The organism is Mesocryomonas lacus (assembly GCF_055730105.2).
Window position 1 is genome coordinate 544,399 of the sequence record NZ_JBUZWF020000001.1, and the last position, 13,686, is coordinate 558,084.

Annotated in this window: 15 protein-coding genes; 5 read left to right on the forward strand and 10 right to left on the reverse strand. The window is 67.8% G+C overall.

Annotated features, from left to right (window positions below):
* Positions 1 to 34 precede the first annotated feature (34 nt).
* Positions 35 to 631, reverse strand: a complete 597-nt coding sequence (locus ACZLZQ_RS02355) for a histidine phosphatase family protein (RefSeq protein ID WP_472947947.1) — start codon at positions 629 to 631, stop codon at positions 35 to 37.
* A 199-nt stretch (positions 632 to 830) separates the two neighbouring features.
* On the opposite strand from ACZLZQ_RS02355, the gene argB reads away from it, so the two are divergent.
* Positions 831 to 1,724 (forward strand): acetylglutamate kinase, encoded by an 894-nt coding sequence (gene argB / locus ACZLZQ_RS02360; RefSeq protein ID WP_472932156.1) that lies wholly within the window; start codon positions 831 to 833, stop codon positions 1,722 to 1,724.
* A 4-nt stretch (positions 1,725 to 1,728) separates the two neighbouring features.
* On the opposite strand, the gene ACZLZQ_RS02365 is transcribed toward argB, so the two are convergent.
* Positions 1,729 to 2,007, reverse strand: a complete 279-nt coding sequence (locus ACZLZQ_RS02365) for an addiction module antidote protein (protein WP_472932155.1) — start codon at positions 2,005 to 2,007, stop codon at positions 1,729 to 1,731.
* Positions 2,004 to 2,309: a type II toxin-antitoxin system RelE/ParE family toxin gene (locus ACZLZQ_RS02370; protein ID WP_472932154.1), complete on the reverse strand. Its 306-nt coding sequence runs from the start codon at positions 2,307 to 2,309 to the stop codon at positions 2,004 to 2,006. The genes ACZLZQ_RS02365 and ACZLZQ_RS02370 overlap by 4 nt, the downstream gene beginning before the upstream one ends.
* A 150-nt stretch (positions 2,310 to 2,459) precedes the next feature.
* On the opposite strand from ACZLZQ_RS02370, the gene ACZLZQ_RS02375 reads away from it, so the two are divergent.
* Complete coding sequence (locus ACZLZQ_RS02375; protein WP_472947948.1) at positions 2,460 to 3,758, forward strand: MFS transporter; 1,299 nt, start codon at positions 2,460 to 2,462, stop codon at positions 3,756 to 3,758.
* A gap of 18 nt (positions 3,759 to 3,776) precedes the next feature.
* On the opposite strand, the gene ACZLZQ_RS02380 is transcribed toward ACZLZQ_RS02375, so the two are convergent.
* The gene (locus ACZLZQ_RS02380; RefSeq protein ID WP_472947949.1) at positions 3,777 to 4,682 is read right to left on the reverse strand and encodes an EamA family transporter; all 906 of its coding nucleotides are present in this window, start codon (positions 4,680 to 4,682) and stop codon (positions 3,777 to 3,779) included.
* 85 nt (positions 4,683 to 4,767) lie between these two features.
* Between ACZLZQ_RS02380 and ACZLZQ_RS02385 the strand changes: the two genes are divergently transcribed.
* Entirely contained in the window at positions 4,768 to 5,478 is a 711-nt protein-coding gene (locus tag ACZLZQ_RS02385) for a pyrimidine 5'-nucleotidase (RefSeq protein ID WP_472932151.1), read from the forward strand.
* A gap of 52 nt (positions 5,479 to 5,530) precedes the next feature.
* On the opposite strand, the gene ACZLZQ_RS02390 is transcribed toward ACZLZQ_RS02385, so the two are convergent.
* The gene (locus ACZLZQ_RS02390) at positions 5,531 to 5,836 is read right to left on the reverse strand and encodes a hypothetical protein (protein WP_472947951.1); all 306 of its coding nucleotides are present in this window, start codon (positions 5,834 to 5,836) and stop codon (positions 5,531 to 5,533) included.
* An 81-nt stretch (positions 5,837 to 5,917) separates the two neighbouring features.
* Entirely contained in the window at positions 5,918 to 6,766 is an 849-nt protein-coding gene (locus ACZLZQ_RS02395; protein ID WP_472947952.1) for an LOG family protein, read from the reverse strand.
* A gap of 118 nt (positions 6,767 to 6,884) precedes the next feature.
* On the opposite strand from ACZLZQ_RS02395, the gene dapD reads away from it, so the two are divergent.
* The gene (dapD, locus tag ACZLZQ_RS02400) at positions 6,885 to 7,733 is read left to right on the forward strand and encodes a 2,3,4,5-tetrahydropyridine-2,6-dicarboxylate N-succinyltransferase (RefSeq protein WP_472947953.1); all 849 of its coding nucleotides are present in this window, start codon (positions 6,885 to 6,887) and stop codon (positions 7,731 to 7,733) included.
* Positions 7,734 to 7,803: 70 nt separating this feature from the next.
* Here dapD and ACZLZQ_RS02405 read toward each other — a convergent pair whose 3' ends face one another.
* Positions 7,804 to 9,198: a lytic transglycosylase domain-containing protein gene (locus tag ACZLZQ_RS02405; RefSeq protein ID WP_472947955.1), complete on the reverse strand. Its 1,395-nt coding sequence runs from the start codon at positions 9,196 to 9,198 to the stop codon at positions 7,804 to 7,806.
* 320 nt (positions 9,199 to 9,518) lie between these two features.
* Here ACZLZQ_RS02405 and ACZLZQ_RS02410 point away from each other — a divergent pair, with 320 nt between their 5' ends.
* Positions 9,519 to 10,154 carry a hypothetical protein gene (locus ACZLZQ_RS02410; protein WP_472932146.1) on the forward strand — a complete coding sequence of 212 codons (636 nt, stop codon included), beginning with the start codon at positions 9,519 to 9,521 and terminating at the stop codon, positions 10,152 to 10,154.
* Here the strand turns inward: ACZLZQ_RS02410 and ACZLZQ_RS02415 are convergent, their stop codons facing one another.
* From ACZLZQ_RS02415 to fmt, 3 genes are all read right to left on the reverse strand, one after another.
* Positions 10,155 to 11,390: an MFS transporter gene (locus ACZLZQ_RS02415; protein WP_472948432.1), complete on the reverse strand. Its 1,236-nt coding sequence runs from the start codon at positions 11,388 to 11,390 to the stop codon at positions 10,155 to 10,157.
* Positions 11,391 to 11,732: 342 nt separating this feature from the next.
* Entirely contained in the window at positions 11,733 to 12,476 is a 744-nt protein-coding gene (gene truA / locus ACZLZQ_RS02420; protein WP_472947956.1) for a tRNA pseudouridine(38-40) synthase TruA, read from the reverse strand.
* Complete coding sequence (gene fmt / locus ACZLZQ_RS02425) at positions 12,476 to 13,438, reverse strand: methionyl-tRNA formyltransferase (RefSeq protein WP_472947957.1); 963 nt, start codon at positions 13,436 to 13,438, stop codon at positions 12,476 to 12,478. Before fmt ends, truA begins: the two co-directional genes overlap by 1 nt.
* Between the last annotated feature and the right edge of the window lie 248 nt (positions 13,439 to 13,686).

The following is a 13,686-nucleotide window of genomic DNA, read 5'->3' on the forward strand; positions in this document are numbered from 1 at the left end:
AACCCCATCCCCGCGCCGTCTGCACCAGCAGTCTTTAGTCGAGCCGGATCCGTCCGCGGACGGCCAGCGTGCCGTCCGCATCCCGCGCGACGACAATCATCTCGCCGGAAGCCGGAAAGATGCCGGTGAGGGCCGTAATGTTCACCTGGTGCGTCACCATCACCAGCTTCTCGCCCGGCGGCAGCGCGGCGAGACGGTCGAGCACGGCGCGGCTGGCGGCATCGGCGGTGCCGCGATCATCGAAGAACGAGTTCAGCGCGGGCTCGGCGACCACCGGCGCGACGCCGAGCAAGGCGGCGGTGTCGCGGGCGCGGCACCATTCGCTGGTGAGGACGCGGTCGACGGTGATCCCGGCCTCCCGGATGGAGGCGCCGATCCGCTCGGCCTGCGCCCTGCCCTGTCGATCGAGATTGCGCTGCGTGGTGCAGTCGCCGAGGGTGAAACCCTCGGGGTCGCCGGTGCCGGGGGCGATCGCATGGCGCATCAGGACGTGCGCGCCCGGCGCCTTCAGAGCCGCCCATCCCGCCGCCGCCCCATCTGCCGACGCCCCCACCGCAGACGCCGCGAGGAGCGAGCAGGCCAGCGCGACGGCCTGAAGCCATCGCCACGCGCGGTCCCGGCTAGGCACCATGGTAGAACTCCCGCTTGCTAGACCGTCCGCCGTCGAAGGGCTGGCACCATCCTTCCACCGTCGGCCGCCCGGCGAAAGCCTTGACCGGTCACAGCTGCGGGACCGGGAGACGCATCGCTGCATCCAGCCGATTGCCGCTGTGCGCGAATGCCGCTAAAGCCTCGCCGCGAACCTTTTGGCATTTTCGAAGGACCCCGGCATGGACGCCCATTCCCCCGACGGCGAGAAGCAGGCGGCGCTCCTCGCCGAAGCCCTGCCCTTCATGCAGGCCTACGAGCACAAGACCGTCGTCGTGAAATACGGCGGCCATGCCATGGGCAATGCCGAGCTCGGCAAGGCGTTCGCCCGCGACATCGCCCTTCTCAAGCAGTCCGGCATCAACCCGATCGTCGTCCACGGCGGCGGCCCGCAGATCGGGGCGATGCTCGCCAAGATGGGCATCGAATCGAAGTTCGAGCACGGCCTGCGCGTCACCGACGAGCGCACCGTCGAGATCGTCGAGATGGTCCTCGCCGGCTCGATCAACAAGGAAATCGTCGCCCTCATCAATGCCGAGGGCGAATGGGCGATCGGCCTCTGCGGCAAGGACGGCAACATGGTCTTCGCCGAGAAGGCCAAGAAGACCGTGATCGACCCCGACAGCAACATCGAGCGGGTGCTGGATCTCGGCTTCGTCGGAGAACCCGTCGAGGTCGACCGCACCCTCCTCGACCTTCTCGCCCGCTCGGAAATGATCCCGGTGATCGCGCCGGTGGCGCCTGGCCGCGACGGCCACACCTACAACATCAATGCCGACACCTTCGCCGGCGCCATCGCCGGCGCGCTGAAGGCCTCGCGCCTCCTGTTCCTCACCGACGTGCCGGGCGTCCTCGACAAGCAAGGCCAGCTGATCAAGGAGCTCTCCGTCTCCGAAGCCCGCCAGCTGATCCGCAACGGCACCATCACCGCCGGCATGATTCCGAAGGTCGAGACCTGCATCCAGTCGCTGGAGCGCGGCGTCGAGGGCGTCGTCATCCTCAACGGCAAGACCCGTCACGCCGTTCTGCTGGAACTCCTGACCGAGCACGGCGCGGGAACGCTGATCGTTCCGTAGAGCGTCAGACCGAGACGGTGAGCTTGACGCCCAGTGCGTCCATGATCTTGCGCACCGTCTCGAAACGCAGCTTCGACCCAGGAGCCAGAGCCTTGTAGAGGCTTTCGCGGCCGAGCCCCGTCGCATCGGCAATGCCTGTCATCCCCCGTGCCTTCGCGACGTCGCCGAGGGCCGCGATGAAGAGATCTGGGTTATCGTCCTCGAGCGCCGCCGCGAGATACTCAGCGATCGCCGTATCGTCAGTGAGATATCTGGATGCGTCGAAGAGAATAAGTCGGGTCATTCATTCTTTCCGTCAAGCCGTGCGAGCATCTCCTTGGCCCGCTCGATATCGCGCCTCTGTCCAGACTTGTCGCCACCGACAAGCAAAAGAAAAACCGTCTCGCCGCGGCGTGCGAAATATAGGCGATAGCCGGGGCCATCGTGCACCCGCATTTCCGAGACGCCCCCACCGACGGATGCGACATCGCCGAAATTGCCCAGTCCCGCAGACCGAATGCGCGCAACGATGCGCGCCTGCCCACGCCTGTCGCTTAGCTTAGAAAGCCAATGGTCGAACTCATCCGACATCAAGATCGTGAGCATTCGGGCACTGTATCCTATCGGATACGGTCGTCAAGCACCGCACCCTAACCGTACCCGGCGTTACGGATTCTGCTTGTGGCGTGACGTAACCTGCGGTACTGCGGCTGCAACCTGTTCGCCCGTCACGCGTATTTGGAAAGCAGAAGCCCCGTGTCCTCAGCCGCCGCCGTCACGCCCCGCAATTCGCCGGGCCGGGTTCTCTTCGCCAGCCTCATCGGCACGACAATCGAATTCTTCGACTTCTATATCTACGCCACGGCCGCGGTGATCGTGTTCCCAAAACTGTTCTTCGCGGGCGGTGACCAGACCACGGCGATGCTGCAGTCCTTCGCGACCTTCGCCATCGCCTTCTTCGCCCGGCCGATCGGCGCGGCGCTGTTCGGCCATTTCGGCGACCGGATCGGCCGCAAGGCGACGCTGGTGGCCGCGCTGATGACCATGGGCGTCTCGACCATCGCCATCGGCTTGCTTCCGACCTATGCCTCCGTCGGCATCGTCGCGCCGCTGCTGCTGGCGCTCTGCCGGCTCGGCCAGGGTCTCGGCCTCGGCGGCGAATGGGGCGGCGCGGTGCTGCTCGCCACCGAGAACGCACCGGAGGGCAAGCGCGCCTGGTACGGCATGTTCCCGCAGCTCGGCGCGCCGATCGGCTTCATCTGCGCCACCGGCAGCTTCCTGATCCTCAGCGACCTCCTCACCGACGAGCAGTTCTTCTCTTTCGGCTGGCGCATCCCGTTCCTCGCCAGCGCGCTTCTCGTCTTCGTCGGTCTCTACGTGCGGCTGCAGATCACCGAGACGCCGGTCTTCCAGGAGGCCATCGACAAGGACGAGCGGGTCCGCGTGCCTTTCCTCACCGTCTTCACCGAGTACAAGAAGGAGCTGTTCGTCGGCACCTTCGCGGCGCTCGCAACTTTCGTGCTGTTCTACCTCATGACGGTGTTCACGCTGAGCTGGGGCACGACCAAGCTCGGCTTCACCCGCGACCAGCTGCTGCCGATCCAGATGCTCGGCGTCGTGTTCTTCGGCCTTGCCATCCCGTTCTCGGCCAAGCTTGCCGATCGTTACGGCCGGCAGAAGACGCTGATGGTGACGACCGCCTTCATCTTCCTCTTCGGCTTCCTGTTCGCGCCTCTGTTCGGCTCGGGCACCGGCTACGGCGCCGTCGCCTTCTCCATCATCGGCTTCTGGCTGATGGGCTGCACCTACGGCCCGCTCGGCACGGCGCTGTCGGAGCTGTTCCCGACCTCGGTGCGCTACACCGGCGCCTCGCTGACCTTCAACCTCGGCGGCATCGTCGGCGCCTCGCTCGCCCCCTACATCGCGACGACGCTCGCCACCAACCATGGCGGCCTCGCTTCGGTCGGCTACTACATGTCGCTCGCTGCGGTGGTGACGGCGCTGGCGCTCCTCGCCATGCCGAAGAACGCGCATCTCGAGCGCCAGCCGAGCTGACCGGGACGCGCGGCTCTCTCAGGCGGTCCCGGACAGAAGCGCCAGGATCGCCGCGAGGATGAGGACGCAGCCGATGAACTCCATCGGCCGGATCCGCTCGCGAAACAGCAGGACCGACGAGGCGAAGGTGAACACCAGCTCGATCTGGCCGAGCGCCCTGACATAGGCGACCTTCTGCAGCGCCATGGCGGTGAACCAGCCGATCGAGCCGGCGACACCGACGAGCCCGACGGCGAGCGAGGGCCGCCACGACCGCCCGATGGCCCGAAGCTCCGCCGGGTCGCGCACAGCCAGCCAGGCGAGCATGGCGACCGTCTGGAATGCCGTCGCGAAGGCCAGCGCATAGGCGGCCCGGATCATCACCTCGCCGCCGTCGAGGGCGAGGGACGCCCAGCGAAACGCCACGGCGGAAATGCCGAAAAGAGCGCCGGAGAGAACGCCGATCCCTGCCGCCCGCGAGAAGAGGGCTCCGCGCCAGCCCCCCGTCGCCGCGGTCTTTCCCGCAAGCGAGATGCAGCCGACGCCGATCACCCCGACGATGATGGCAGCCGTCCCGGCCACCGAGATCGTCTCGCCGAGGATCAGCAAGCCGAACAGCGCCGCCTGCACCGGCTCGGTCTTCGAATAGGCCGTGCCGACCATAAAATTGCGCAGTGCGAACAGGCTGACCAGGAAGAAAGTCCCGCCGATCTGCGCGAGACCGCCCAGCGCCACCGCGACGAAAAAGTCGGGCGTCGCGCGGGGCCAGTCCATTCCGAGATGGTTCAGGGACAACAGGTAGATCAGCGCGAAGGGAAAGCCGAAGCCGAAGCGCGCGAAGGTGGCGCCCGTGGTCTTCAACTCGCCGTTCAGCTGTTTCTGCAGGGTCGAGCGGGCGTTTTGCAGGAAGGCCGCGGCGATGGTAAGGGGTATCCACAAAGGCATGGCGGCATTCCGGTTGACGATCTCACCGCCTTAGCACCTTGGTCCCGCCCGCGGCGACGGGATCCTCTCCAGCCCCCCGAGCCAGATGACCGATATTCGAAAGACCGCCGACGCCGCTCCCGCCGATTTTGCCGATGTCAGCGAGTGGGTGTTCGATCTCGACAACACGCTCTACCCGCGCCGGACCAATCTGTTCGCCCAGATCGACGTGCGGATGACGAGTTTCGTCGCCGACTTCCTGAAGCTGCCGCCCGAGGAGGCGCGACGCGTCCAGAAGGACTTCTACCGCGAACACGGCACGACGCTGCGCGGGCTGATGAGCGTCCACGACGTCGATCCCGACGCCTTCCTCGAATTCGTTCATGACATCGACTATTCCGGCCTTGCCGCCGACCCCGACCTCGGCGTCGAGATCCAGCGGCTCCCGGGCCGCAAGTTCATCTTCACCAATGGCGACCGAGGCCATGCCGAGCGCACCGCCCGGGCACTCGGCATTCTCGACCATTTCGAGGATATCTTCGACATCGTGGCGGCGGGCCTCAACCCGAAGCCCGCCCAGGCGACCTATGACAAGTTCGTCGGCCTGTTCGGGATCGAGGGCACGCGGGCGGTCATGTTCGAGGATCTCGCACGCAACCTCGAAGTGCCGAAGCGTCTGGGCATGCGCACCGTCCTCATCGTCCCGCCGAACCTCGAGGAAGTGCTCGGCGACGTCTGGGAGCACGAGGGCCGCGACGGCGAGCACATCGACTTCATCACCGACGACCTCACCGGCTTCCTCCGCTCCATCCGCTGAGGACCAGCGCCGAGACTATCGGTGAGACCGTCGGCGCTGGAAGTCGCCGGCGTCAGCGGCCGAGCAGCGAGCGGCCGGCGCTGGCGAGCGGCGGCTTGTCCGGACGATCGCCCTTTTCGAGCACCTCCGCCTCGGTGGAATAGTCGGCCCGCTGGTTGTCGGAAAGAACCTTGCCCTGCTGGTTCTGCGGATAACGGGCCGCACCGGCTTTTGCCGAGTCGCGTCCGGCTGCGCTGACGGGGTCGCTGTCGGAACGCTCCGGCGGGGCGTGGGTCTCGTCCGGCGCGATGGCCGCGGGGGCGTCCTTGCCTTGCTGGATCCGCATTATTTCGGAATCGGTGTCTTCGCCGTCGCCCATGCTCATCTCCTCGCCGGCCCATGCCGGCCCTGCTTTTCAACGCCGCGTCAGCGGGCGGGTTCCTGTTGCAGGGGCAGGGCGCTAGAAGCCGTAGAACTGCCGGATCACCGCCCAGCCCTCCTCGGCGGTGTCGACGAAGGTGATGAGGTCGACATCCTCCGGCGCGATGACGCCTTCCTCGGCGAGCGCATCGAGGTTTAGCACCTTGCGCCAGAATTCCGAGCCGAACAGCACCACCGGAATGCGCTGCATCCGCCGTGTCTGGATCAGCGTCAGCGCCTCGAACAGCTCGTCGAGCGTGCCGAAGCCGCCGGGGAAGATCGCCATCGCCTTGGCGCGCAGCAGGAAGTGCATCTTGCGGATGGCGAAGTAGTGGAAGTTGAAGCAGAGCTCGGGCGTTGCGTAGAGGTTGGGCGCCTGCTCGTGCGGCAGGACGATGTTGAGCGCGATGGATACCGCGCCGACATCGCCGGCCCCACGGTTGCCGGCCTCCATCACCCCTGGCCCGCCGCCGGTGACGACCACGAACTCCTTGCTGCCGGAGGCATCGGCCGAGTGCTGCGAACAGAGCCCGGCAAAGCGTCGGGCCTCGGCGTAGAAGCGCGAATTGGCCTCCAGCCGCGCCTTCTGGGCCGGGTTGCGTGCCGCCCAGGCGGCCTTGCCGGGCTCGGGGATGCGGGCGCCGCCGAACAGCACCACGGTCGAGAGGATTCCGGCCTCGACCAGCGCCATCTCGGTCTTCACCAGCTCGAGCTGCAGGCGGACCCCGCGCATCGCTTCGCTGGTCAGAAAATCCTCGTCGGCATAGGCGAGGCGGTAGCTCGGCGACCGCGTCTGCGGCGTATCGGGCTTCGTAGCAAGCTTCTGCTTGTCCGAATGCGAACTCGGAAACGGGTCCCAGGTGCCCTTGGCCTTGTCGTCGTTCGTCATGCGCATCGCCTTATCGCTGGTCGCGAGGGTGAGGGGCCCCGTCGATTGACCGATTCGGGACCTTCTACTAGACGAAGACGGCAGGATAAAACGATTGTCCGACCCGGAGAGCTGCCCGATGACCCCCCATGATTCCCTGGCCCAGACGATCGAAGCCGCTTTCGACGCCCGCGATACGGTCTCGACCGACACCAAGGGCGAGGTCCGCGATGCTATCGATACAGCGCTGAACCTCCTCGACAGCGGCGAGGCCCGCGTCGCTTCGCGCGGCGAGGACGGCGCCTGGACGACGCACCAGTGGCTGAAGAAGGCGGTGCTGCTGTCGTTCCGGCTGAACCCGATGTCGACCGTCTCCGGCGGCCCCGATGGCGCCCACTGGTTCGACAAGGTGCCGGCGAAGTGGGCGGGCTGGGGCGACGCCGAGTTCCGGCAGGCGGGCTTCCGCGCGGTGCCCGGCGCCATCGCCCGCCGCTCGGCCTATATCGCCCGCGACGTCATCCTGATGCCGTCCTTCGTCAACCTCGGCGCCTATGTCGACACCGGCACCATGGTCGACACCTGGGCAAGCGTCGGCTCCTGCGCGCAGATCGGCCGGAACGTCCACCTCTCCGGCGGCGTCGGCATCGGCGGCGTGCTGGAGCCCATGCAGGCCGGCCCGACGATCATCGAGGACAATTGCTTCATCGGCGCCCGCTCGGAAGTGGTCGAGGGCTGCATCGTGCGCGAGGGCTCGGTGCTCGGCATGGGCGTTTATATCGGCCAGTCCACCCGCATCGTCGACCGTGCGACCGGCGAGATCAGCTATGGCGAGGTGCCGGCCTATTCGGTGGTGGTGTCCGGCACCCTCCCCGGCAAGCCGTTCCCGGACGGCACGCCCGGCCCCGGCCTCTACTGCGCGGTAATCGTCAAGCGGGTGGACGAGCGCACGCGCTCGAAGACCTCGATCAACGAACTGCTGCGCAGCTGATCCGCTCCTGAAACGACGACGCCGTCGCGGGCAGGACCCGGACGGCGTCGTCGGCTTATTGAAGAAGAGCCTACTCGTCGAAGGCGAGCGAGGCGGCCATTGGCTTGGCCGAGGTGAGAATACGACCGCCACGGCCACCCTCGCTCGCCGCGACCGCGACGGGCGCGATGCTCTGGCGCACGCCCGGCAGCGGCGCGATCGCACCGGGGGCGGCGGGCGCGGCGGTCACCGAACTGGCGACGGCGACCGGTGCCGTCGCGGCCTGGGCGACCGTGCCCTTGCGGACCGAGGCGATCGCGGCCCGGGCGCGGATCGTGGCAGGGTTGGATGCGACGTCGACCTGACGCTGGCGTTCGTTGGCGGCGACCAGCGTTCCGGCATTGACCGGGCCGCGGCGGCGCTCGATGGCGGCCATATGGCGCTTGACGTTGGCGCAATAGGCGGCGGCCGAGCGGCTCATGACGGTGGTGCGGTGACCGCCCTTGTACTTCATCGCGGCGCCGCAAACGTCGTGGCCGCTCTGCTTCCAAGCGCCGGCGAGATACTTCATGCCGTAGCGCAGATTGGTTTCGGGGTCGTAGAGATCGGAGGCCTGACCGGAGAAGCCGAGGCTGCGGGCCGTCGATGGCTGGATCTGGGAGAGGCCGTAGACGCCGCTGCCCCGCGCCTTCGGGTTGTAATGGCTTTCCACCCGCACGACCGCATAGGCGAGCTCGCTCGGGATGTTGTTGTCGGCCGCAGCCTGCTCGATCATCTTGTCGATCGACGCACTGCCGGTGATGGTGTCCTTGCCGCCGAACGTATCGCCAAAACGCTCGGTGACGACGGTGTAGGCCTTGGCGCTGGTCTCGACGGCAGCGGTCTTCACCGCGACGGCGGTATCGGCGACGGCGGCAACGGTCGCCGGCACGGCGTTGACTGGGTTCAGCGCGGTGGCGACCGCTGCGACGTTGTCGAGCGCCGACGGGCGCTTCTGCGCTGCGACCAAAGCGGCGCGGGCCACGAGATCGTCCGGCGCGATGACGAGGATCTCGGGCGCCAGCGTCGTCGCCTTGCGCTCGGCGACATCCGCCTGCAAGGCCGCGACCTCGACGGCCGGCTCGGCCGCGGCCGACGCTGCCGGCGTTGCGGCGGAAAGGCGCGCGGTCTTGCCCGCGGCGGCGGTGGTGGCAACTGGCGCCGGCGCTGGTGCCGGCGGCGCGGCGGCGAGCTTGGCGGCGAGCTTGGCGGCGTCGGGCTTCTGCGAGGGCTGGGCGACGCGGCGGCCATCGCTGAACGCGGCGATCCGCACCGGCGCGTAGCCATAGGCATCGACGCTCGGCGTGCCCGACTGGTTTTTCGGCTCCAGCGAGCTGGTCTTGGTGCCCGCCTGGTTGGAGACGCAGGCCGTGAGGAAGAACGGGGCGGAGAGAGCGATCAGGGCGATCGGACGAAAGCTGGCAGGGGCGACGGACCGCCGAAGCATTTTCGTTGCTGATCGCATGCTGTTCTCCGAGAACGTTAAAGATCGTTCATGAATTCAGATCGGTGCCAATCATGGCAGCGAGAAGGCAAGGCGCGGCCCCAGCGGGGCGCCGATCACGTTGTGCACCGGACTGCAACCTTTTGGCAACTATTGCCGCCAAACATGGCGCGAGGCTTGGCCCGAAATCCATTGCCTGTGGAAAAACCATCCTCATCAGCCGCGCTCCCGTTTGTGACAACGGCTGCGCAAGGGGCTTGTCGAAGAGGCCGCCGGCATGGCCAATAGAGCGGATGCTTCTCTCGCTTCGCTGGCGGATACCCATGACGTCGTCCTTTCCCGCAGGCTCCCCGCCCACACCCGAGACGACGCCGACCGTCAGTGAGGTGCTGCAGTATTTCGCCGGCTCGGCGCAGTTGATGGCGGGAAATCCGGAAGGGTTGCGACGGCTTGATCTCTCGGCCGACGGTTTCTGGACCTCGTTCTTCGCGATGATCGTCTCGGCCCCACCGCTGGTGCTGTCCTGGATCGAATACGAGGCCAGCGAGCGCGCGGGGCATCCGACCGATGCCGGGCCGGTGATGATCTATGCGGCGCACGCGCTGGCCGATGCGCTGGCCTGGATCCTGCCGGTACTGGTGCTGATGGTACTGGCAAAATCGATCGGCTTCCGCCGCAAGATCGTGCCGCTGGTGGTCGCCACCAACTGGGGCGGCGCGCTGCTCGCCTGGCTGTTCGCGCCCTATTGGCTGCTGCTCTACGCCACCGGGCCGAACCCGGTGATGGACGGAATCGGCTACGCCGTCGGCCTCGGCTCCATCGTCCTCACCATCCGCCTTGCCGCATCGGCGATCGGCCGGGACCTGCCGGCGGCGATCGCCGTCGTGGCCTTGATGATCGTGACCTCGCTCCTCGCCTATGGCGCGGTGATGGACGTGACCGGCGTCGCGCTGATCTGATCAGGCGGCAGAGGCTTGCCGTGCACCGGCGCGCCGCTCGCTGACCACAGCCAGGAGGAAGATGAGGAAGCCGCCGACCGCCAGCACCGCGCCGACCCAGCCGGTCGCGGCAAGGCCGTAGCCTCTGGCAATCGCAAGACCGCCGAGCCAGGCGCCGAGGCCGTTGGCGACGTTGAAGGCGGAGTGGTTGAGGGCGGCGGCGAGCGTCTGCGCGTCGCCCGCGACGTCCATCAGCCGGGTCTGCAGCGCCGGCCCGACGGCGACGCCGCAGCCGATCAGGAAGACGCAGATCGACAGCATCACCGGGCTCGAGGCCGTCAGCGCGAAGACGATGAGGACGATCGTGTCGACCACCAGCATGCCACCGATCGTGCCCATCAGCGAGCGGTCCGCCAGCCAGGCGCCGACGATGTTGCCGCCGACCATGCCGGCCCCGAACAGCACCATGATGAGCGGCACGCTCGACGCGTCCATGCCGGCGACCTGCATGGCGGTGTCGGCGATGTAGCTGAACACCGAGAACATGCCGCCGAAGCCGATGGCGGCGATGCCGAGCGTGTACCAGACCTGGCTGCGCCGGAACGCGCCGAGCTCGCGCATCGGGCTCGCGCCCTCCTTGACCTTGTCCTGCGGCACCAGTGTCCAGACCAGTACGAAGGTGAGGACCGCGATCGCGCCGACGATGGCGAACAGCGAGCGCCAGCCGAACACCTGGCCGACATAGGTGGTGAGCGGCGTGCCGATCAGCGTCGCCACCGTCAGCCCCAGCATCACCCGGCCGACCGCCTGCGTCCGCTTGTGGTGCGGCACCATCGACGCCGCGACGAGCGCGGCGACGCCGAAATAGGCGCCGTGCGGCATGCCCGACAGGAAGCGGAAGACCAGCAGCGAGCCGTAGGTCGGCGCCAGCGCGCTGGCGAGGTTGGCCAGCGCGAAGATCACCACCAGCGACAGCAGCAGGAAGCGGCGGCTGAGCTTGGCGGCGGCGACCGCGATCACCGGCGCGCCGATGACGACGCCGAGCGCATAGGCGCTGATGATATGCCCGGCCTCGGGCGTCGAGATCGACAGCCCTTCGGCGACGTTCGGCAGCAGGCCCATGATCGCGAACTCGCCGGTGCCGATGGCAAAGCTGCCGGTGGCCAGCGCCAGCTCGGTCAGCGCACCGGTGCGGCGTGAGACCTGCGGCACTGTGTTGCTGGCGGGCAGAAGCGTGGCGGCCTCGACGGCGGAGATCTCTGTCACGGGCGGTCTCCGGGCCTCGCCACGGGACGACCAGCGCCCGAAACAGGAGGCGGATCTGATGCGGTCGGGCAGGGCCTTTTAGAAGGTAAGACTTAGCGATAGCGGCCCGATGCCGGCGCACCTAGCCAGCGATTGCATGGCAGGCATCGTCTTTTTGCAGGGCCTGTCCAGGCGGCAAGGGCATGGTGGTTAGGACGTTGCCGTCACCAAGGACAGGCTCGCGCCGTTCCAGGCGGCAGGAAGCGTCTGGGGTGCGGTTCCCGCAGGCGCGGACGTCGGGATGCCGTTCCCGAAGGCAGGAGGGTCAGAGTGCCGTTCCCGCTTGCGGGAGCGTCAGTTGTAATCGACCTGGGTGAGGTAGAGGCCGTCCGGCGGGGCGACCGGGCCGCAGCGCTTGCGGTCGAGCGATTCCAGCGCCGCGACGAGGTCGTCGCCGGTCCAGCGGTGCTCGCCGATCAGCTTCAGCGAGCCGGCGAGCGAGCGGATCTGGTTGTGCAGGAAGGACTGCGCCGAGGCGTGGATGTGCACCTCGTGGCCCGGCCCCTTCACCACGTCGAGCCGGTCGAGCGTCCGGACCGGGTTCTTCGCCTGGCAATGGGTGGAGCGGAAGGTGGTGAAGTCGTGCGTGCCGAGGAGCAGCTTCGCAGCCGTGTCCATCGCGGCGACGTCGAGCGGCTTCCACACCCACCAGACCTGTCCCGCCAGCAGCGCCGGCGGCGGGCGGCGGTTGAAGATGCGGTAGAGGTAATGCCGCTTGCGCGCCGAGAAGCGGGCGTCGAAACCATCGGGCACCCGGTCGACGGAAAGGATCGAGACGCTCTCCTGGCGCAGGAACGCGTTCATCGCGTCGCGCACCGTGTCGGTCTCCCATTCCTTGGCGAAGTCGACATGCGCGACCTGGCCGGACGCATGGACGCCCGCATCGGTGCGCCCGGCGCCGAAGATCGTCACGGCCTCGCCGATGAAGCCGGCCAGCGCCGTCTCGATCGCCTCCTGCACGGAATAGCCGTTCTTCTGCCGCTGCCAGCCGACATAGCGCGTGCCATCATACTCGATGGTCAGCTTGTAGCGGGGCATCAGCCGGCCCGGCCGCCGGCCGGCAGCGGCGTGCCGCGTAGGAGATCGGCGGCCCGCATCGGCTTGCCGCCGGCGCGCTGCAGGTCGAGCACGCGCACGGCGCCGCCGTTTGCCGCGGCGATCAGCAGGCGGTCGTCGAGAAGCGCGCCCATCGCCGCGCAGTCCCGTCCAGTCTCGACCGCCGCCCGCAAAAACTTCACCCGCTCAGGGCCGGCGCCGACGTCGAGCGTGGTCCAGGCGCCGGGGAACGGCGAGAAGGCGTTGATCTTCTGCGCCACGGCCTCGGCGCTGGCGGTAAAGTCGAGTTGCGCCTCGGCCTTGTCGATCTTGCGGGCGTAGACCATCTGCCGGCCGGTACGCTGCGCCATCGCATCCTGGTCCTCGAAGGTCAGCGTCCCCGCCTCGAGCCTTGCCAGCGCCTCGACCATCGCCGCGGCCGAGACCGCCGACAGCCGGTCGTGCAGCTCGCCCGCGGTCTCGGTGTCGCCAATGGCGAGTTCCTCGGTGATCGCCACCGGGCCGGTGTCGAGCCCGGCCTCCATCCGCATCACCATCATGCCGGTCGCCCGGTCGCCCGCCTCGATCGCCCGCTGGATCGGCGCGGCCCCGCGCCAGCGCGGTAGCAGCGAGGCGTGTCCGTTGAGGCAGCCGTGCCGCGGCGCATCGAGCGCGCCCTGCGGCAGCAGCAGGCCGTAGGCGACGACGACGCCGATGTCGGCTTTCAGGTCCGTCAGCGCGGCAATCTCCGCCGGATCCTTCAGCGACAGCGGCGAGCGCACCGGCAATCCCAGCCGCTCGGCCTCCACCTGCACCGGCGACGGCGTCAGCGTCAGGCCCCGGCGCCCGGCGGCGCGCGGCGGCTGGGTGTAGACGGCGGCGATCCGGTGCCCGGCGTCCGACAGGGCGGTGAGCGTCGGCACGGAGAAGGCCGGCGTGCCCATGAAGACGACGGTCAGCGGCATGAGGGGGTGGTCTCCGGTTTTGGCAAAGTTGGCATGGAAGGACAGGGACGACGTCGAAGATGATGTGGCAGCAACCCGATGGTTGCGACAGGCCGCTCACCTCTCCGCTTCGTCATCCCGGACTTGATCCGGGATCCATTCCTCTGCGGTGCAATCGCAGTCCGGTTCAGAACGTCCGGGAAGGTCAACCCTCAGCCAGCATGTTCAACGGCTTGGAATGGATCCCGGATCAAGTCCGGGATGACGAA